The following is an 18,843-nucleotide window of genomic DNA, read 5'->3' as shown; positions in this document are numbered from 1 at the left end:
AGCATTTCTGGAGATTAGGAAAAAATGGGAAAGATCATCGGTATTGACCTCGGCACCACGAACTCGTGCGTCGCCATCATGGAAGGCAACCAGGTCAAGGTCATCGAGAACTCGGAAGGCACGCGCACGACGCCCTCGATCATCGCCTACATGGACGATAACGAAGTGCTCGTCGGCGCGCCGGCCAAGCGTCAGTCGGTGACCAACCCGAAGAACACGCTGTTCGCGGTGAAGCGCCTGATCGGCCGCCGCTTCGAAGAGAAGGAAGTCCAGAAGGACATCGGCCTGATGCCGTACACCATCGTCAAGGCCGACAACGGTGACGCATGGGTCGAGGCACACGGCGAGAAGCTCGCGCCGCCGCAAGTTTCGGCGGAAGTGCTGCGCAAGATGAAGAAGACGGCCGAAGACTACCTCGGCGAGCCGGTCACGGAAGCCGTGATCACGGTGCCGGCGTACTTCAACGACAGCCAGCGCCAGGCGACCAAGGACGCCGGCCGCATCGCGGGCCTCGAAGTCAAGCGGATCATCAACGAGCCGACTGCAGCCGCGCTCGCGTTCGGTCTCGACAAGGTCGAGAAGGGCGACCGCAAGATCGCCGTGTATGACCTCGGCGGCGGCACGTTCGACGTGTCGATCATCGAGATCGCGGACGTCGACGGCGAAATGCAGTTCGAAGTGCTGTCGACCAACGGCGACACGTTCCTCGGCGGCGAGGACTTCGACCAGCGCATCATCGATTACATCATCGGCGAGTTCAAGAAGGAGCAGGGCGTCGACCTGTCGAAGGACGTGCTCGCGCTGCAGCGCCTGAAGGAAGCCGCTGAAAAGGCGAAGATCGAGCTGTCGTCGAGCCAGCAGACCGAAATCAACCTGCCGTACATCACGGCCGACGCATCGGGCCCGAAGCACTTGAACCTGAAGATCACCCGCGCGAAGCTGGAAGCGCTGGTGGAAGACCTCGTCGAGCGCACGATCGAACCGTGCCGCATCGCGATCAAGGACGCAGGCGTCAAGGTGTCGGACATCGACGACGTGATCCTGGTCGGCGGCCAGACGCGCATGCCGAAGGTGCTGGAAAAGGTGAAGGAGTTCTTCGGCAAGGATCCGCGCCGTGACGTGAACCCGGACGAAGCCGTCGCAGTTGGCGCGGCGATCCAGGGCCAGGTCCTGTCGGGCGATCGCAAGGACGTGCTGCTGCTCGACGTGACCCCGCTGTCGCTCGGTATCGAGACGCTCGGCGGCGTGATGACGAAGATGATCAGCAAGAACACGACGATCCCGACGAAGCACGCGCAAGTGTATTCGACGGCGGACGACAACCAGTCGGCCGTGACGATCAAGGTGTTCCAGGGCGAACGCGAGATGGCGGCAGGCAACAAGCTGCTCGGCGAGTTCAACCTCGAAGGCATCCCGCCGTCGCCGCGCGGCGTGCCGCAGATCGAAGTGACCTTCGACATCGACGCGAACGGCATCCTGCACGTCGGCGCGAAGGACAAGGCGACCGGCAAGGAAAACAAGATCACGATCAAGGCGAACTCGGGCCTGTCCGACGCTGAAATCGATCAGATGATCAAGGACGCGGAAGCGAACGCAGCGGAAGACCACAAGCTGCGCGAGCTGGCTGATTCGCGCAACCAGGGCGACGCGCTGGTCCACAGCACGAAGAAGGCGCTCACCGAGTACGGCGACAAGCTGGACGCGGGCGAGAAGGAAAAGATCGAAGCGGCGCTGAAGTCGCTCGAGGACGTGCTGAAGGATACGTCGGCCGACAAGGCGGCGATCGACGCGAAGGTCGAGGAACTCGGTCAGGCTTCGCAGAAGCTCGGCGAAAAGATGTACGCCGACATGCAGGCGCAGCAGGCCGGCGCGGCGGGTGCAGCGGAAGGCGCGGCCCACGCGGGCGGTGCGCAGCAGGCTGCCGACGACGTCGTCGACGCCGAGTTCAAGGAAGTGAAGAAGGACTAAGCCGGGTTGCCATGGCACCGCACGCCGCGCGCGACACGCGCGCGGCGCGGCTGAACAGCGGTCTGTCTTTCCTTCCGGATGGCCGGATCGACTCCACGCCTGGCGGGCTTCGCGGCCCTCCGGGCACATTTGTTTTTTGGCGGGTGCTGCGCGAGCCGTCCGCGGACGGCGCAGCGCCAGACGAGTCGAGAGACTTTACTGCGGGCGAAAGGAGCCGCCGCGTGTGTGACGCGCGACGGCACAGTGAATCGATATGGCGAAACGGGATTACTACGAGGTTCTGGGCGTCGCAAAGAATGCGAGCGACGACGAAATCAAGAAGGCGTATCGCAAGCTTGCGATGAAGTATCACCCGGACCGCAATCCGGACAGCAAGGATGCGGAAGAGCATTTCAAGGAAGTGAAGGAAGCCTATGAAATGCTGTCGGACGACCAGAAGCGCGCGGCGTACGACCAGTACGGCCACGCGGGCGTCGATCCGAACATGGGTGGTGCGGGCGGCCAGGGTTTCGGCGGTTTCGCGGATGCGTTCGGCGACATCTTCGGCGACATCTTCGGTCAGGCCGCGGGCGGTGCCGCGCGCGGCGGCCGTGGCGGCCCGCAGGTGTATCGCGGCGCCGACCTGCGCTACAGCATGGAAATCACGCTCGAGCAGGCCGCGCACGGCTACGACACGCAGATCCGCGTGCCGAGCTGGGTGTCGTGCGAAGTCTGTCACGGGTCGGGTGCGAAGCCCGGCACGAAGCCGGAAACCTGCCCGACCTGTCACGGCCAGGGCACGGTGCGCATGTCGCAGGGCTTCTTCAGCATCCAGCAGACCTGCCCGAAGTGTCACGGCACCGGCACCTACATCCCCGAACCATGTGTGCATTGCCACGGCTCGGGCAAGGTGAAGGAAACCAAGACGCTCGAAGTGAAGATCCCGGCCGGCATCGACGACGGGATGCGGATCCGCTCGGCCGGCAACGGCGAGCCGGGCATCAACGGCGGGCCGCCGGGCGACCTGTACGTCGAGATCCATATCAAGCCGCACTCGGTGTTCGAGCGCGACGGCGACGATCTCCACTGCCAGATGCCGATCCCGTTCACGACCGCCGCACTCGGCGGCGAGATCGAGGTGCCGACGCTGGCCGGCCGTGCGTCGTTCCCGGTGCCGGAAGGCACGCAGTCGGGCAAGACGTTCCGCCTGCGCGGCAAGGGGATCAAGGGTTTGCGTTCGAGCATCGCGGGCGATCTGTACGTGCACGTGCAGGTCGAGACGCCCGTGAAGCTGACCGACCAGCAGCGCGACCTGCTCAAGCAGTTCGAGAAGTCGCTGGCCGAGGGCGGTGCGCGTCACAGCCCGCAGAGCAAGAGCTGGTTCGACCGGGTGAAGAGCTTCTTCGAGTAACGGCATGACTGAAGGCAACGAGAGCGCGTCGTTCGCGCTCTTGGACGATTGCGACTCGACCGCGTCCGCGCGGTCGAGTCGTTTGTATTCCGGTTTCGTGCACGAGCGCGTGTGCACGGATCCGGCACGGCTCGACGAACTCGATGCGGCGGTGGCGCAGGATCTGCGCGACGGGCTGCATGCGGTCGTCGTCGGCGATTACGAATTCGGACGCAATCTGGAAAGAGCGCAGCCGGGCCATGCCCCGCTGCGCTTTTTGCTGTATGCACGCTGCGAGCGCCTGTCGCGCGACGAAGTCGACGCGTGGCTCGCGCAGCAGGATGGCGGCGGCCCGCCGTCGATCGCGGGCGTCGCGCATGTTGCGAAAAGCGTGTCGCGCGACGCGTTCGACGCGGCGATCGCCGCGGTGCACGATGCGCTGCGCGCCGGCGATTCGTATCAGGTCAACTACACGTACCGGCTGAATTTCGACGTTTTCGGCACGCCGCTCGCGCTGTACCGGCGGCTGCGCGCGCGCCAGCCCGTGCGGTACGGCGCGCTGATCGCGCTGCCCGGCGGCGAGTGGGTCGTGTCGTGCTCGCCCGAGCTGTTCGTCGAGAAGCACGGCGACGTGCTGCGCGCGCGGCCGATGAAGGGCACCGCGCCGCGTTCGGCCGATCCCCGCGACGATGCGGCGGCTGCCGCGTTCCTCGCGAACGATCCGAAGAACCGCGCGGAAAACGTGATGATCGTCGACCTGCTGCGCAACGACGTATCGCGGATCGCGCGCACGGGCACCGTCAAGGTGCCGGCGCTGTTCTCCGTCGAACCGTATGCGTCGGTGTGGCAGATGACGTCGACGGTCGAGGCCGGTTGGCGCGCCGGCACGACGTTCGCGCAGATGCTGCGCGCGCTGTTTCCGTGCGGGTCGATCACCGGTGCGCCGAAGCACAAGACCATGGAGCTGATCGACGCGATCGAGTCGACGCCGCGCGGGCTCTATACCGGTGCGATCGGCTGGCTCGACGCCCCGCGGGATGTCGCGACCGAGGCGTCGCCCGACGGCGCGGCCGGCTGCGGCGATTTCTGCCTGTCGGTCGCGATCCGGACACTGACCCTCGAGGCGGTCGGTGCCGCTGCCGGCGAAACGATCGACGCGCATGGCCCGGCAACGGCGGCGGCCGGCCGGCGACGCGGCATGATGGGCGTCGGCGCGGGCATCGTGCTCGACAGCGTCGCCGCCGACGAATATGCGGAGTGCGAATTGAAAGCGCGATTCCTGACCGACGCCGATCCCGGCTTCCAGCTGTTCGAGACCACCGCCGCGACCCGTGCGGACGGCATCCGGCATCTCGCGCGCCATCTCGCGCGGCTGCAGCGCAGTGCGGATGCGTTCGGCTTCCGCTTCGACGCCGATGCGTTGCGCCGCGAGATCGCCGCGCGTTGCGCGGCACTCGACGGTGACGGCCGGTACCGGATGAAGCTCGCGCTCGCGAAGGACGGCACCGTCGATATTATTTCCGCACCGCTGAAGGCGCTACCCGCGGGGCCGGTCGGCGTGATGCTCGCGTCCGCGCACGGCTTCGCGCCGACCCGCACCGACGACGCATTGCTGCTGCACAAGACGACGCGCCGCGCCGAATACGACCGTGCATGGCAGGCGGCGGAAGCGCTCGGCGGTTTCGACATGCTGTTCGTCAACGAGCGCGGCGAGGTGACGGAAGGCGGGCGCTCGAACCTGTTCGTGAAGCTCGACGGCCAATGGGTGACGCCGCCGCTGACGAGCGGCGTGCTGCCGGGCGTGATGCGCGGCGTGCTGCTCGACGACCGGGCGTTCGGCGCGGTGGAGCGTGTCGTCACATGCGACGATCTTGCGCGCGCAGAAGCGCTGCTGCTGACCAATGCACTGCGCGGCGCGCTCGACGCGGTGTTGAAATCATGACGTGATGACGTGACGGCTCGCGCCGCCGGTCCGAAACAAAAAGCGCGGCGCCCCGCAAAGGGCGCCGCGCTTTTTTTTATCGACAGGGCAGGGCGCCGGCGAATGCGCCGCCGGCCGCGCGTCAGAACGAGTGTTCGGGGCCCGGGAACGTGCGGTCCTTCACCGCGCTCACGTAGGCTTCGACGGCCGCCTGGATGTTCGGCTGACCTTGCATGAAATCCTTCACGAAACGCGGACGCTTGCCGGGGAAAATGCCGAGCATGTCGTGCAGCACCAGCACCTGGCCCGAGCAATCGACGCCCGCGCCGATGCCGATCGTCGGGATCTTCAGCATGTGCGTGACTTCGGACGCGACGAGCGTCGGCACCGCTTCGAGCACGACGAGCTGCGCACCCGCGTCCTCGACCGCGCGCGCATCGCGCAGCAGCTGCGCGGCGCCGGCTTCGGTCTTGCCCTGCACCTTGAAGCCGCCGAACGCGTGCACCGATTGCGGCGTGAGGCCGACGTGCGCGCACACCGGCACCGAGCGTTCGACGAGGAAGCGGATCGTTTCGGCGAGCCATTCGCCGCCTTCGAGCTTGACCATCTGCGCGCCCGCGCGCATCAGCTTGACCGAGTTCGCGAACGCCTCGGCCGGCGTGCCGTACGTGCCGAACGGCAGATCGGCGACGATGAGCGCGCGCGGCTGTACGCGCGCGACGCACGCGGTGTGGTACGCGATGTCCTCGAGCGATACGGGCAGCGTGGTCGTGTGGCCCTGCAGCACGTTGCCGAGCGAATCGCCGATCAGCAGCACGTCGGTGCCGGCGCGATCGAGCAGCGCGGAAAAGCTCGCGTCGTAGCAGGTGAGCATCGCGATCTTCTCGTCGGCCTCGCGCATTGCCTGCAGCTTCGGCACCGTCACGGCAGGCCGGCTCGATTCCTGGAGATAGGTCATGGGAAATCCGGTTCGATAGGTGAAGAACGACAGGCGAGGACGCGTCAGCGCGTCGTCTCGCCCTTGACGAAGAATTCCTTGCGGCCGCGCATCGTGTCGATGCGCTCGATCAGCAGCGCGAGGTCTTCGGGGGAATCCAGCGGGTTCAGGTGTTCGGCTGCGACCGTCAGCACCGGCGTGCGGTCGTAGTGATAGAAGAATTCGTTGTACGCGTCGACGAGCGAGCGCAGGTACGCATCGCTGATCTGCAGCTCCATCGGCAGCCCGCGCTTCTGGATGCGCGAGAACAGCACCTCGGGGCTCGCCTGCAGATAGACGACGAGATCGGGCGCGGGCGCCTGCGGCACGTCGAGGTGCGTCGCAATCGACCGGTACAGCTGCCATTCGTCTTCCGGCAGGTTCAGCCGCGCGAAGATGTCGTTCTTCTGCGGCATGAAATCGGCGACGACGGGCCGGCCCGTGTCGAGCGCGCCGATCAGTTCGCGCGCCTGCTGCGCGCGCTGCAGCGCGAACGACAGCTGCGCGGGCAGCGCGTAGCGCGCGGTGTCGCGATAGAAGCGTTCGAGGAACGGGTTGTCCTGCGGGCGTTCGAGCAGCGTCTGCATCGACCAGCGCTCGCCGAGCAGGCGCGCGAGCGTCGTCTTGCCGACGCCGATCGGGCCTTCGATCACCAGATAGCGGTGCGGGGCGCGCAAGTCGGGCGCGGTGACGGTCAGTGGAGTGGGGTTCATCGGCAGCGGTTCTTGTCGGCGTCTGCGCTGGCGGCCAGGGCCTTCTGCATCAGACATTGACAGGCCTGCACCTTCTCGACGCGCTGGTTGGCAACCGCCGCGAGGAACGCGGCGGCGCGGCCGCGCGCGGGGATGTCGAGCGCCGGCTCGATCTCGACGAGCGGCACGAGCGCGAATGCGCGATCGGTGAGGCGCGGGTGCGGGACGATCAGGTCCGGTTCGTCGATCGAGTCGGTGCCGAACAGCAGGATGTCGAGGTCGAGCGTGCGCGGCGCGTTGCGATACGGGCGCTCGCGCCCGAAGTGATGTTCGATCTTCTGGCAGAGCGCGAGCAGCTCACGGGCCGACAGCGTCGTGTCGAGCTTGACGACGCAGTTGTAGTAATCGTCGCCGCCCGCTTCGAAGGGCGCCGTGCGATACAGGCTCGATTTGCCGAGGATCGAGATGGTGCGCTGCTGCGCAAGACACACCACCGCGTCCTTCAGGGTCTGGCGCGCATCGCCGAGATTCGCCCCCAGTCCGATATATGCAACCGTCATGGCATCACTTCCTACGTCGTTCGCCGGCGAGCGCGTCAGTCGTCGGAACCGCCTGCGGTGTCCGGCGCCTGCTCGGCTGCGCCTTCGCCCGGGTTGCGGTTTCGCGCACCGCCGCGGCGGCGCCGCTTGCGGGGCGATTTTTCCTTCGAGCCGCCCTGCGTGAGGAGTGCCTCACGAGCGGCTGCGTCGCCTTCGATGAAATCCGTCCACCACTGTCCGACTTCGGCTTCGAGCTCGCCGGATTCGCAGCGTAACAGGAGGAAATCATACCCCGCTCTAAACCTTTGGTGTTCCAGCAGCCTCATCGCGCTGCGGCCCGAGCGTTTCTCGAGGCGCAGCTGCAGGCCCCAGATCTCGCGCATGTCGGCCGAATAGCGCTTGTGGATCGCGAGTTTCTCGGTCTGCATGTCGAGCACGTCGTCCATCGCGCGATGGAGCGCCGGCACCGGGATTTCGCCCTCCGCCGTGTATTGCTCGAAGCGCTGGCGCATGTCGTGCCACAGCAGCGTCGCGAACAGGAAGCCCGGCGACACCGGCTTGCCGGCGCGCACGCGCGCGTCGGTGTTGTTCAGCGCGAGCGTGATGAATTTCTCGCCCTGCGGCTGTTCGAGCACGACGTCGAGGAGCGGCAGCAGCCCGTGGTGCAGCCCTTCCTTGCGCAGCTGCTGCAGGCACGCGAGCGCGTGGCCCGACAGCAACAGCTTCAGCATTTCGTCGAACAGGCGCGCGGCCGGCACGTTGTTGATCAGGTCGGCGAGCGCGTTGATCGGCTCGCGCGTGTGCGGCTCGATCTCGAAGCCGAGCTTCGCCGCGAAGCGCACGACGCGCAGCATCCGTACCGGATCCTCGCGATAGCGGGTGGCCGGATCGCCGATCATCCGCAGCAGACGGGCGCGCATGTCGGCCATCCCGTCGTGGTAGTCGAGCACCGTCTGCGTCGACGGGTCGTAGTACATCGCGTTGATCGTGAAATCGCGGCGCGCGGCGTCTTCGTGCTGTTCGCCCCAGACGTTGTCGCGCAGCACGCGGCCGCTCGCGTCCACCGCATGCGTGCGGCGATCGAGTTCGTCGCGCTTCAGGCGCTTCGGCGGCTCGGCAGCGGCAGCTTCGGGCGGCGCGTCGACCAGTGCGCGGAACGTCGACACTTCGATCAGTTCCTGGCCGAACTGCACGTGGACGATCTGGAAGCGGCGGCCGATCAGGCGCGCACGGCGGAACAGGCGCTGCACCTCGGTCGGCGTTGCGTCGGTGGCGACGTCGAAGTCCTTCGGCGCGATGCCGAGCAGCAGGTCGCGCACCGCACCGCCGACGATGAACGCGCGGAAGCCCGCCTGCTGCAGCGTGTCGGTCACGCGCACCGCGTTCTTCGAGATCAGCGACGGGTCGATCTGGTGCACGCTGGCCGGCACGACGGTCGGCTCGTGATTGCTGCGCGGCTTTTTGGCAGCGCCGCTGCGGCTACCCTTTGCGTGGCGCGGGGCAGGGGCCGTGTCGGCGGCGGGCGCCTCGGCGGGCGACGTTTGTTCGGCGCCGTCCTGGCCGAGCAGCTTGCGAATGAATTTTTTGATCACGACGTTCAGAAGAGATCTAGGATGCGCCAGCCGCGGTCGCTTGCATGCGCACGCAGCGTGTCGTCGGGGTTGGTCGCGATCGGGTCGGTGACTTTCTCGAGCAACGGGATGTCGTTGTGCGAGTCGCTGTAGAAGTAGCTGTGTTCGAAGTCGTCCCAGTGCTTGCCGAGCGACGCGAGCCACGCTTCGGTACGCACGATCTTGCCTTCGCGATAGCTCGGCGTGCCGGTCGGGCGGCCCGTGTAAGGCGAGTCGGGGTGCCCGTCGGTCGTTTCGACCTCGCACGCGATCAGCGTGTCGACGCCGAACGCGGTCGCGATCGGACGCGTGATGAATTCGTTGGTCGCGGTCACGACGCAGCACAGGTCGCCGGCATCGAGGTGCTTGCGCACGAGTTCGAGCGCGGCGGGCGTCATCGCGGGGCGGATCACCTCGTGCATGTATTGCTCGTGCCATTCGGCGAGCTGCGCGCGCGAATACTTCGCAAGCGGCGTGAGCATCGCGCACAGATACGCATGGATGTCGAGCTGGCCGGCCTTGTAGTCGGCGAAGAACTGATCGTTCTGACGCGAGAAGCTTTCCGCGTCGACGATGCCGAGCTTCACCATGAAGCGGCCCCATTCGTGGTCGCTATCGGTCGGGATCAGCGTGTGATCGAGGTCAAAGAGTGCCAGATTAGTCATGGAAGCGCATTTTACTCGAAGCGGTTCGGGCCTGTGCCCGGCGGTGCGATGTCGTCGCCGGGACGGGCCAGCATCCGGCGCAGCAGCGGCAGCGTGACGGCGCGTTTTTGCTCGAGCGAGAAGCGGTCGAGCGCGTCGAGCAGCGCCATCAGGCTGGGCATGTCGCGGCGGAAATGGGTCAGCAGGTATGCGGCGATGTCGTCGGTGAGCGCGATCCCGCGCTCCTTCGCCGCCAGTTTCAGCACGGCGATCTTGCCGGCGTCGGACGGCGGCGACAGGTGGAACACGAGCCCCCAGCCGAGCCGCGTGCGGAGATCCTCGCGCACGTCGAGCGCGAGCGGCGCCGCGGGGCCCGCCGCGACGAACGCGCTCGACGGGTGCGCGCGGACCTCGTTGAACAGGTTGAACAGCGCGACCTGCTGCGCGTCGCTCATGCGGTCGCAGTCGTCGATCGCGTAGATGCCGATGCGCGGGTCGAACGTGAACGCGCCGAGCGGGCTTTGCGGCGTCAGGTAGCGCGCGTAGCCGTACGACGCGTCGCTCACGAGCGCCTGCAGCAGATGGGTGCGGCCGCTGCCCGGCTCGCCCCAGATGTAGAACGACCGGTCCGGCACGGGCCCCGCCGCGAGCGCGAGGTCGAGCTTCTGGAGCCGCGAGATGAGCTCGTCGTTCTCTTCATTCATGATGAAGTTGTCGAACGTGGCGGGCGGCGGCGTGCCGAGATCGAGCGTCAGTTGACGGGACACAACAGTCACAATGCGGGTCGGTTGATGAAACGCGTGCCGTACGCCGGGCACGCGCGGGGGACTGCTGCGGTGGCTGCACGCACGGCCGCACGCACGGCGGCGCGCGGGTTTCGGCGCGGCTCGCGTAGCGATGAAAACGGGGACGTGTTGACCAAGATGCAATCCCTGACGATTCGGTGCTGGGAATTCCGGCCAACGGGCCGGCTTCGGGTAAAATCGCATTTTACCGACCTTCTCGCATTCCCCCATGAATCCTCCGAAATCCGCTCCTGACGCTCAGGGTCTGTCCTACCGCGACGCAGGCGTCGACATCGACGCGGGCGACGCTCTCATCGACAAGATCAAGCCTTTTGCGAAGAAAACCCTGCGCGACGGCGTGCTCGGCGGCATCGGCGGGTTCGGCGCGCTGTTCGAAGTGCCGAAGAAGTACCAGGAGCCCGTGCTCGTGTCGGGCACCGACGGCGTGGGCACCAAGCTCAAGCTGGCCTTTCATCTGAACAAACACGACACCGTCGGCCAGGATCTGGTGGCGATGAGCGTGAACGACATCCTCGTGCAGGGTGCCGAGCCGCTGTTCTTCCTCGACTACTTCGCGTGCGGCAAGCTCGACGTCGACACGGCCGCCACGGTCGTCAAGGGCATCGCGCACGGCTGCGAGCTGTCGGGCTGCGCGCTGATCGGCGGTGAAACGGCCGAAATGCCGGGCATGTACCCGGACGGCGAATACGACCTGGCCGGTTTCGCGGTCGGCGCGGTCGAGAAGAGCAAGATCATCGACGGCAGCACGATCGCCGAAGGCGACGTGGTGCTCGGCCTCGCGTCGAGCGGCATCCACTCGAACGGCTTCTCGCTCGTGCGCAAGATCATCGAGCGCGCGAACCCCGACCTGTCGGCCGACTTCCACGGCCGCTCGCTGGCCGACACGCTGATGGCGCCCACGCGCATCTACGTGAAGCCGCTGCTCGCGCTGATGCAGAAGCTGTCGGTGAAGGGCATGGCGCACATCACCGGTGGCGGCCTCGTCGAGAACATTCCGCGCGTGCTGCGTGAAGGCCTCACGGCCGAGCTCGACCAGAACGCATGGCCGCTGCCGCCGCTGTTCAAGTGGCTGCAGGAGCACGGCGGTGTCGCCGATGCGGAAATGCACCGCGTGTTCAACTGCGGGATCGGGATGGCCGTGATCGTCTCGGCAGCCGATGCCGACGCAGCGATCGCCGACCTGACGGCCGCCGGCGAGCAGGTGTGGAAGATCGGCACCGTGCGTGCGAGCCGCGAAGGCGAGGCGCAGACGGTCGTGGTCTGACGCACTGCAGCAGCAGATGCAGCAAGGAAAACCGCCCGGAGTCGATCCGGGCGGTTTTTTTTCGGGTGCCGGATCGAGTATCGGGTGCCGATGAAGGAGGAACGACGATGACCGAGGACGAACGCGCGATTCGTGAACTGGTGGAAACCTTGTTCGTGTCGAGCCGGCGCGCGTCGAACCGGCCCGGCTAACGATCCGCGATACCGCCGTCCAGCACGCGTTCGAGCGCATCGACCGCCCGCCCGGTCGAATCGGGTGACACGCAGTCGACGACGATCCGCTCGGGCATCGCGCGCAGCCACGTGATCTGCCGTTTGCACAGTTGGCGCGTCGCGAAGATGCCCTTGTCGCGCATCGTCCGGTAATCGGTGTCGCCGTCGAGGAATTCCCACGCCTGCCGGTAGCCGACGCAGCGCATCGACGGCAGGCCGAGGTGGAGATCCTCGCGACGGCGCAGCCGCTCGACTTCGTCGATGAAGCCTGCGTCGAGCATCGCGTCGAAGCGTTGCGCGATACGCGCGTGCAGCACCGCGCGGTCCGACGGTTCGAGCGCCACCGGCACGAAGCGGTAGGCGGCGGCCGCATCGTCCGCGCGCCGCGGCGCCGCGAGCAGCGCCGACATCGGCTGCCCGCTCAGCAGGAACACTTCGAGCGCACGCTGGATCCGCTGCGAATCGTTCGGCGCGAGCCGTGCGGCCGTCGCGGGGTCGACCTGCGCGAGCCGCGCATGCAGTGCGGGCCAGCCGTCGCGCGCGGCGTCGGCATCGAGCTCCGCGCGCACGGCCGGATCGGCGGTCGGCAGGTCGTTGAGACCTTGCGTCAGCGCCTTGTAGTACAGCATCGTGCCGCCCGCGAGCAGTGGCGTGCGGCCGCGCGCGGCGATCTCGCCGATCACGCGCAGCGCGTCCGCGCGGAATTCGGCCGCCGAATAGGCGTCGGCCGGGTCGATGATGTCGATCAGATGGTGCGGCACGCTCGCGCGCTCGTCACGCGTCGGCTTCGCGGTGCCGATATCCATGTCGCGGTAGACGAGCGCCGAATCGACGCTGACGATCTCGATCGGGCGGCGCGCGGCGAGCGCCAGCGCCGCGGCCGTCTTGCCCGAGGCAGTGGGGCCGAGCAGGCAGGCGATCGTCGTCGGTGGGGACTGCGGTGAAGCGCTCATTGTCCGCGCATGAAGAGGCGGTCGAGATCGTTCAGCGTGAGCTGATACCACGTCGGCCGGCCGTGATTGCACTGGTCCGCGCGTTCGGTCGCTTCCATCTGGCGCAGCAGCGCGTTCATTTCGTCGAGCGTCAGGCGCCGGTTCGCACGCACCGCGTGGTGGCACGCGAGCGTGCCGAGCAGCTCGTGCTGGCGCTCGGTGAGCACGCGCGAGCCGCCGAACGCGTGCAGGTCCGCGAGCACTGCGCGCGCGAGCGACTGCAGGTCCGCGTCCTTCAGCAGCGCGGGCACCGCGCGGATCGCGAGCGTCGTCGGCGACAGCACCGCGAGGTCGAAACCCAGCGATTCAAGCGTGTCGCGCTCTTCCTCGACCGTGCCGATCTCGATCGGCGTCGCCGTCATCGAGATCGGTAGCAGCAGCGCCTGCACGGCGACCGTGCGGTCGGCCAGCGCGTTCTTGAACTGTTCGTACAGGATCCGTTCGTGCGCCGCGTGCATGTCGACGATCACGAGGCCGTGCGCGTTCTGCGCGAGCACGTAGATCCCGTGGATCTGGCCGAGCGCGAAGCCGAGCGGCTGCTCGTCGTGTGCGGTGCCGGCGAGCGGCGCTGCGACGAAGCCTGGCAGCGGTGCGATCGGCGCATCGGCCGAATCTGCGGATGCGCGCGCGACGATCGTCGTGCCGTCCGGCGTGCCCGCCCCCGTGTCCTTGCGGCCGAACAGCGCGTCGTAGAGCGCGAGCGGCTGTGCGACCGGCAGCGTGCCCTGCGTCATGCGCGCCTGGCGCATCCACGTGTTGCCCGATGAAGACGATGACGACGGCGACGAGAAGCCGCTGCCGCCCGTACCGGTGGCCGCGGGCTGGCCGAGCGGTGTATTCAGGAACGAGGCAGGTCCGGCCGGCGCCGGTGAGAGCTGCGCGGCATGGCCGCCCGCGGTGGTTTCCGGCGACGCGCCGGCGTGGCGCGCAAGCGCGCGCTGCACCGCGTGGAAGACGTACTGGTGGATCGAGCGCGAATCGCGGAACCGCACTTCGATCTTCGACGGGTGCACGTTCACGTCGACCGCTTCGGGCGGCAGGTCGAGGAACAGTACGTACGACGGGTAGCGATCGCCGTGGAGGACGTCTTCGTAGGCCGCACGCACCGCGTGCGTGAGCAGCTTGTCGCGCACGAAGCGGCCGTTTACGAAGAAATATTGCTGGTCGGCGCGGCCGCGGCTCGCGGTCGGCAGCCCGGCACAGCCGTAGACGGCGAGCGGCCCGGCCTGCTCGTCGAGCGGCAGGTGCGCGGTCGCGAAGCTGTCGCCGAGTATCTTTGCGACGCGCTGCGCGGGCTCGGTCGCGTTCCAGTGCTCGACGGCCTTGCCGTTGTGCAGCACCGAGATCGCGACGTCTGGCCGCGCGAGCGCCGCGCGGCGGATCATTTCGAGGCAGTGGCCGAACTCGGTCTGCTCGCTTTTCAGGAACTTGCGGCGCGCGGGCGTGTTGAAGTACAGCTCGCGCACCTCGATCGTCGTGCCGACTGCGCCGGCCGCCGGCGACAGCGCGCCCGTGGTCGCGTCGATCTTCGTCGCATGCGCGACGTCAGCTGTGCGGCTCGTGATGGACATCTCGGCGACCGACGCGATCGACGCGAGCGCTTCGCCGCGGAACCCGAGCGTCGCGACCGCCTCGAGCTCCTCGAGCGAGCGGATCTTGCTCGTCGCGTGGCGCATCAGCGCGAGCGGCAGTTCGCCGGGCGGAATCCCGCAGCCGTCGTCGGTGAACGAGATGCGCTTGACGCCGCCTTCCTCGAGCACGATGCGCAATGTGCTCGCGCCGGCGTCCATCGCGTTTTCGAGCAACTCCTTGACGACCGACGCCGGGCGTTCGACGACCTCGCCGGCGGCGATCTGGCTGATCAGCTGGTCGGGCAGGGGCTGGATCGCGCGCAGCGGGCGCGGAGCGGGGGCGGGCGCGGCGCCCGCGCCCGTTTCGGTGATTTCGGACATGGCCGAATTATAGCGAGGCGGCGGGTGCGTGCCGGGGCCGCGTCCGGTTACGTTTTTTCACGGAGCCTTAAGGTAGTTTCGGTATCATGGCTCCGTTGCGCGCGCGGCCTTGTCCGGCGGGCATTCCGCTTATTCCGGCCGTTCCGGCCCCTTCGCCTTCGAGGAATCGCATTTGGATACGCTGCTTCATTTCGTCAACCTGGTCCTGCATATCGATGCGTTCCTCGGCGACTTCATCCGGCAGTACGGTGCATGGGTGTATCTGGTGTTGTTCCTGATCGTGTTCTGCGAGACGGGGCTCGTCGTGTTGCCGTTCCTGCCAGGCGATTCGCTGCTGTTCATCGGCGGCGCGTTCGCGGCGACGGGCGACATGCACATCGGCGCGCTGATCGCGCTGCTGCTGGTCGCGGCGATTTCCGGCAATACCGTGAACTACCTGATCGGCCGCTGGATCGGCCCGAAGGTATTCAATACCCATATCCCGGTGCTCGAGCGCTTCCTCGACCGCGCGGCGCTGCAGAAGACCCACTCGTTCTACGACAAGCACGGCGGCAAGACGATCGTGCTCGCGCGCTTCATCCCGGTCGTGCGCACGTTCGCGCCGTTCGTCGCGGGCGCGTCGTCGATGAGCGTGGCGCGCTTCCAGCTGTTCAACGTGATCGGCGCGGTGGTCTGGGTCATGCTGTTGGTGCTGCTCGGGTACTTCTTCGGCAACATTCCGTTTATTCGGCAATACCTGAACGTGATCGTGCTGGCGGGGATCGGCGCGGCGATCGTGCCAGTTGTGCTCGGGGCGCTGTGGAAGCTGGTGCGCGGGCGGAATTCGGGTGATACGCAGAAGACGGGTGGGCGTTGAGCCGGTACGTTTTCGCTTCGGCGCAGTAAAAGAGCGTGGCGGCTGCCACGCTTTTTTTTCGTCCGTGCGGTTTGGCTGGTTGCCGATGTACGACGCTGCCGTCAGGCGTTGCGGTGCGAGATCGGCGTTTCGGGCGTCGGGTATTGCGCGTCGCGGAACGTCTCGAGGATCACGCGGTTGGTATCGCAGTACACCTGCCAGTAGTTCTCCGGCTGCGTCGACGGGCGCACGAACAGCAGCGGGCCCTCCGGCGTGAACTGCAGCACGCCGACGTCCGGTGCCGGCGCCTTCAGCACGTTCGGGATCTGCTGGATCTGCGTCTTCAGGCGGTTGATCGCGTCGACCGCGTCGACTCCGTTCGCGATCTTCGCGGTCAGGTCGACGCGGCGATGCGGCGTCGCGCTGTAGTTCGCGATGTTGTCGGAGAAGATCTTGTTGTTGCCGACGATCGTCACGATGTTGTCGGCGGTGATGATCGTCGTGCCGAACAGGCCGAGTTCCTTCACCGTGCCGGTGACGCCGCCTGCGCTGATCACGTCGCCGATCTTGAACGGGCGCAGCACCTGCATGAACACACCGGCGGCGAAGTGCGCGAGCAGGCCGCCCCAGGCGGTGCCGATCGCGAGGCCGAGGCCGGCGAGCAGCGCGGCGAACGACGTGGTCTGAACGCCGAAGATCTGCAGGATCGCGAGGATCAGCAGGATCGTCAGCAGCACGCTGACCACCGAGGTCAGGTAGTCGGTGAGCGTCGGGTCGACCTTGCCGCTGCGGCGCACGATCTTGCCGAGCAGGCGGGTAGCGATGCGGATCGCCCAGCGGCCGACGAACCACAAGGCGATCGCGGCGAGGAGGTTCAGGCCGAAGTCGAGGCCGCGGGTCATCAGGAATTGCTGGGCGGTTTCTAGGTTCAGCATGGGGGCTCCGGGGTGAGGGGGCGGGAGACTGGTCTTGGAAACGCTGGACCGTTTATAACCGAGCCGGTCTGCGCTGGCAACTTCGCCAAGTAATCGGGCTTGAGCGATGCATGGCTTATCTCTATTCGTGTTGTACTCTGTAAATGCTCGATCGAGCGGTTGTTCCAATACTGCCTGCGCGCGCGTTGCGTGCCGGCATGATTTACCGGCGGACCTCGATGGCGAGCGGTATCCGGAAGAGCTGATTGCAATCTGGAGCGATGCGGCGTTCAACCAGAACGGAGATTGAATGAGCAACACGAGAAGAAAAATACTTGCGGCATTGGCAAATACGCTGGTCGGTGGCACCGCTGTGCTGGCGGCATTTGCTCGTGCGGCCGATGCCGCGACAGTCGACTCGACTGTCGACCATTCGAATCGCGCGCTCGATCCGGTCGATTTTGGTGCAAAGGGCGATGGCGTGATCGACGATACGCAAGCCTTGCTCAGGCTTGCCGCGATGCCTGCTGCATTGCGAATAGATGGCCAGGGGCGGACGTATGTCGTATCGCAGCCGATCACGTTTTCCCGGCAGGTCGACCTGAAGATCCGATTAAAGGCGTCTGGTGCGTTTCCGCAAGGCGGCAACATGCTTGTGGTCGGCGCGGATCAATCCGTCATCGATATCGATGTGGACGGTAACACACGCTCGCTGGTCGGCGTGAAGGTCTCGGGGAGCGGTGTACGCGGTCGGGTGCGTGGTGACAATATCTACGGTAGCGACGTCAAGGTCGGTGGCGGAATGCAGAGCGTGCTTTTCGTTACCGGGAATAACTGTCGTATCGACGTGCACGGGGAAAATCTTCTGTCAGCAAGTGCCACCAATCCGTCGGTGCCTCGTGTCCTGAGTACCGGAGCCGTAACCGGATGCGTATTCGGCAGCGTCACGGGAAATAATGTGACCGCTTTGTGGATCAATCAGGCTGGTGAAGTCACCGTGAATTTCCTGCGCGCGTACAAATGCGGAAACAACGGTATTTACGATATTGCTGCAGGCGGCAAGATCAAGGTCGGAACTGCGATATTCGAAGATGATCTGGACCTGAATCTGCAGACGGTGGTGAGCGAAAGCGATGTATCCATCGGATCGTTGATTGTACGCGACGTGTGGGGTTATGCCGCGGTCGACAAGGGAGGGAATCTGAAGATCGGGCATTACTCGATTCAGAATCGTGCATCCCGAAAGGCCCACCAGGTGGCCGTTGCGCGCGAAAAGGCGACAACGTGCGAGATCGAGATCGGCGACGTGACGGGAACGTACATGCTGACGGCTGCCTCCAATGGCGGAGGTGTTTTTCAGTTTTACGACGGAAACATCTCGGCCCTGAAAGTCGGTCGCATCAAGCTCGAGCTTCTGTATGGGGCGGGGTCGACAACCGAACTGTTTCGTCAGACCAGCGGACACGGGGCGTGCGAAATTGGCGATCTGGCGCTGACGTTGACTGATACAACGGGCCGCTTGACGCCGGCAACGGTCCTGTCATGGAACTTCCCGAATTACGACAAGCCGTCCTATCTGAACCACTGTTCCCTCGTCAGTTCAAGCGCGACGCTGCGAGTGCGGAACGTGGCGCAACCGAACATGAAGACGATGGATGTCGAATTGCTGCGGAGCGACGGTTCCATCCTGTCAAGCCCGACGCCGATCAGCCCGCGCAAGCCTGCGCCGCTTTCCCGAGATCGGCGCACCGAAGGCCCTGACTATCGCAAAGATGGACACGACTAGCAGTGAATATCGCGTACCCGGCGACATTCGAGCGGATGTGCGTCGAGCCGGACTCGCCAAGCGTTCAGGTGCGCAAGTCCCGGGAGGTTCAGCGTGGTGCGGCGAAAGGTTGTCCGGCGGGCTGCGATTGGCGCCGGACGGTATCAATACATCACACCAATAGATGATGCCGACGTCATCGCACTGTTGCGTAACTGGCGTGATTCCGCCCGCTATTGACAGGGCGAAAAATCGTCTGGGGAGGTGATTTAAAACGATGTTTCATCTGCGGGCCGGACATGGCATTAGTCGGCTTTGCATCGAGTTGGTTACCAAATATTACGAGCGCGAAGCGCCGCCTCAGTCGGGTTCGAGTAGGGGGGA

Annotated in this window: 15 protein-coding genes; 6 read left to right on the top strand and 9 right to left on the bottom strand. The window is 66.0% G+C overall.

Going from position 1 to position 18,843, the window contains the following annotated elements; genetic code table 11:
* The first annotated feature begins 24 nt into the window (after positions 1-24).
* From dnaK to GEM_RS13790, 3 genes are all read left to right on the top strand, one after another.
* Positions 25-1,968 (top strand): molecular chaperone DnaK, encoded by a 1,944-nt coding sequence (gene dnaK, locus GEM_RS13800; RefSeq protein ID WP_014898007.1) that lies wholly within the window; start codon positions 25-27, stop codon positions 1,966-1,968.
* A gap of 253 nt (positions 1,969-2,221) precedes the next feature.
* Positions 2,222-3,358, top strand: a complete 1,137-nt coding sequence (dnaJ, locus tag GEM_RS13795) for a molecular chaperone DnaJ (protein ID WP_014898006.1) — start codon at positions 2,222-2,224, stop codon at positions 3,356-3,358.
* A gap of 4 nt (positions 3,359-3,362) precedes the next feature.
* Positions 3,363-5,279 (top strand): aminodeoxychorismate synthase component I, encoded by a 1,917-nt coding sequence (locus GEM_RS13790; protein WP_014898005.1) that lies wholly within the window; start codon positions 3,363-3,365, stop codon positions 5,277-5,279.
* Positions 5,280-5,400: 121 nt separating this feature from the next.
* Here GEM_RS13790 and panB read toward each other — a convergent pair whose 3' ends face one another.
* The 6 genes from panB to hda are packed head-to-tail and all read right to left on the bottom strand — an operon-like array spanning position 5,401 to position 10,486.
* Positions 5,401-6,216 carry a 3-methyl-2-oxobutanoate hydroxymethyltransferase gene (gene panB / locus GEM_RS13785; RefSeq protein WP_014898004.1) on the bottom strand — a complete coding sequence of 272 codons (816 nt, stop codon included), beginning with the start codon at positions 6,214-6,216 and terminating at the stop codon, positions 5,401-5,403.
* 44 nt (positions 6,217-6,260) lie between these two features.
* The gene (locus GEM_RS13780) at positions 6,261-6,947 is read right to left on the bottom strand and encodes a deoxynucleoside kinase (protein ID WP_014898003.1); all 687 of its coding nucleotides are present in this window, start codon (positions 6,945-6,947) and stop codon (positions 6,261-6,263) included.
* Positions 6,944-7,486 carry a 2-amino-4-hydroxy-6-hydroxymethyldihydropteridine diphosphokinase gene (gene folK / locus GEM_RS13775; protein ID WP_014898002.1) on the bottom strand — a complete coding sequence of 181 codons (543 nt, stop codon included), beginning with the start codon at positions 7,484-7,486 and terminating at the stop codon, positions 6,944-6,946. Before folK ends, GEM_RS13780 begins: the two co-directional genes overlap by 4 nt.
* A gap of 35 nt (positions 7,487-7,521) precedes the next feature.
* Positions 7,522-9,057 carry a polynucleotide adenylyltransferase PcnB gene (gene pcnB, locus GEM_RS13770; protein ID WP_014898001.1) on the bottom strand — a complete coding sequence of 512 codons (1,536 nt, stop codon included), beginning with the start codon at positions 9,055-9,057 and terminating at the stop codon, positions 7,522-7,524.
* A gap of 5 nt (positions 9,058-9,062) precedes the next feature.
* Positions 9,063-9,740, bottom strand: a complete 678-nt coding sequence (locus GEM_RS13765; protein ID WP_014898000.1) for an HAD family hydrolase — start codon at positions 9,738-9,740, stop codon at positions 9,063-9,065.
* Between the two features lie 11 nt (positions 9,741-9,751).
* The gene (gene hda / locus GEM_RS13760) at positions 9,752-10,486 is read right to left on the bottom strand and encodes a DnaA regulatory inactivator Hda (RefSeq protein WP_014897999.1); all 735 of its coding nucleotides are present in this window, start codon (positions 10,484-10,486) and stop codon (positions 9,752-9,754) included.
* Between the two features lie 247 nt (positions 10,487-10,733).
* Here hda and purM point away from each other — a divergent pair, with 247 nt between their 5' ends.
* Positions 10,734-11,789: a phosphoribosylformylglycinamidine cyclo-ligase gene (gene purM / locus GEM_RS13755; RefSeq protein ID WP_014897998.1), complete on the top strand. Its 1,056-nt coding sequence runs from the start codon at positions 10,734-10,736 to the stop codon at positions 11,787-11,789.
* Positions 11,790-11,976: 187 nt separating this feature from the next.
* Here the strand turns inward: purM and miaA are convergent, their stop codons facing one another.
* Together miaA and mutL are read right to left on the bottom strand one after the other, a co-directional pair.
* Positions 11,977-12,954, bottom strand: coding sequence for a tRNA (adenosine(37)-N6)-dimethylallyltransferase MiaA (miaA, locus tag GEM_RS13750; RefSeq protein WP_014897997.1), 978 nt, complete (start codon positions 12,952-12,954; stop codon positions 11,977-11,979).
* Positions 12,951-14,945, bottom strand: coding sequence for a DNA mismatch repair endonuclease MutL (gene mutL / locus GEM_RS13745; protein WP_014897996.1), 1,995 nt, complete (start codon positions 14,943-14,945; stop codon positions 12,951-12,953). The genes miaA and mutL overlap by 4 nt, the downstream gene beginning before the upstream one ends.
* A gap of 172 nt (positions 14,946-15,117) precedes the next feature.
* Here mutL and GEM_RS13740 point away from each other — a divergent pair, with 172 nt between their 5' ends.
* The gene (locus GEM_RS13740; RefSeq protein ID WP_014897995.1) at positions 15,118-15,801 is read left to right on the top strand and encodes a DedA family protein; all 684 of its coding nucleotides are present in this window, start codon (positions 15,118-15,120) and stop codon (positions 15,799-15,801) included.
* A 101-nt stretch (positions 15,802-15,902) separates the two neighbouring features.
* Here GEM_RS13740 and GEM_RS13735 read toward each other — a convergent pair whose 3' ends face one another.
* Entirely contained in the window at positions 15,903-16,715 is an 813-nt protein-coding gene (locus GEM_RS13735) for a mechanosensitive ion channel family protein (RefSeq protein WP_014897994.1), read from the bottom strand.
* A 289-nt stretch (positions 16,716-17,004) separates the two neighbouring features.
* Between GEM_RS13735 and GEM_RS13730 the strand changes: the two genes are divergently transcribed.
* Entirely contained in the window at positions 17,005-18,480 is a 1,476-nt protein-coding gene (locus GEM_RS13730) for a hypothetical protein (RefSeq protein WP_014897993.1), read from the top strand.
* Positions 18,481-18,843: the final 363 nt, after the last annotated feature.

The sequence above is a fragment of the Burkholderia cepacia GG4 genome, assembly GCF_000292915.1.
Taxonomy (GTDB): Bacteria; Pseudomonadota; Gammaproteobacteria; order Burkholderiales; family Burkholderiaceae; genus Burkholderia; species Burkholderia cepacia_D.
Note: the sequence above shows the minus strand (reverse complement) of the source record. Positions and strands in the feature narration are given on the sequence as shown.

What these genes read in the sequence shown, in the direction of transcription:
- dnaK (WP_014898007.1), top strand. Translation starts at nt 25, where the DNA reads ATGGGAAAGATCATCGGTATTGACCTCGGCACCACGAACTCGTGCGTC.
- dnaJ (WP_014898006.1), top strand. Translation starts at nt 2,222, where the DNA reads ATGGCGAAACGGGATTACTACGAGGTTCTGGGCGTCGCAAAGAATGCG.
- GEM_RS13790 (WP_014898005.1), top strand. Translation starts at nt 3,363, where the DNA reads ATGACTGAAGGCAACGAGAGCGCGTCGTTCGCGCTCTTGGACGATTGC.
- panB (WP_014898004.1), bottom strand. Translation starts at nt 6,216, where the DNA reads ATGACCTATCTCCAGGAATCGAGCCGGCCTGCCGTGACGGTGCCGAAG.
- GEM_RS13780 (WP_014898003.1), bottom strand. Translation starts at nt 6,947, where the DNA reads ATGAACCCCACTCCACTGACCGTCACCGCGCCCGACTTGCGCGCCCCG.
- folK (WP_014898002.1), bottom strand. Translation starts at nt 7,486, where the DNA reads ATGACGGTTGCATATATCGGACTGGGGGCGAATCTCGGCGATGCGCGC.
- GEM_RS13765 (WP_014898000.1), bottom strand. Translation starts at nt 9,740, where the DNA reads ATGACTAATCTGGCACTCTTTGACCTCGATCACACGCTGATCCCGACC.
- purM (WP_014897998.1), top strand. Translation starts at nt 10,734, where the DNA reads ATGAATCCTCCGAAATCCGCTCCTGACGCTCAGGGTCTGTCCTACCGC.
- miaA (WP_014897997.1), bottom strand. Translation starts at nt 12,954, where the DNA reads ATGAGCGCTTCACCGCAGTCCCCACCGACGACGATCGCCTGCCTGCTC.
- mutL (WP_014897996.1), bottom strand. Translation starts at nt 14,945, where the DNA reads ATGTCCGAAATCACCGAAACGGGCGCGGGCGCCGCGCCCGCCCCCGCT.
- GEM_RS13735 (WP_014897994.1), bottom strand. Translation starts at nt 16,715, where the DNA reads ATGCTGAACCTAGAAACCGCCCAGCAATTCCTGATGACCCGCGGCCTC.
- GEM_RS13730 (WP_014897993.1), top strand. Translation starts at nt 17,005, where the DNA reads ATGAGCAACACGAGAAGAAAAATACTTGCGGCATTGGCAAATACGCTG.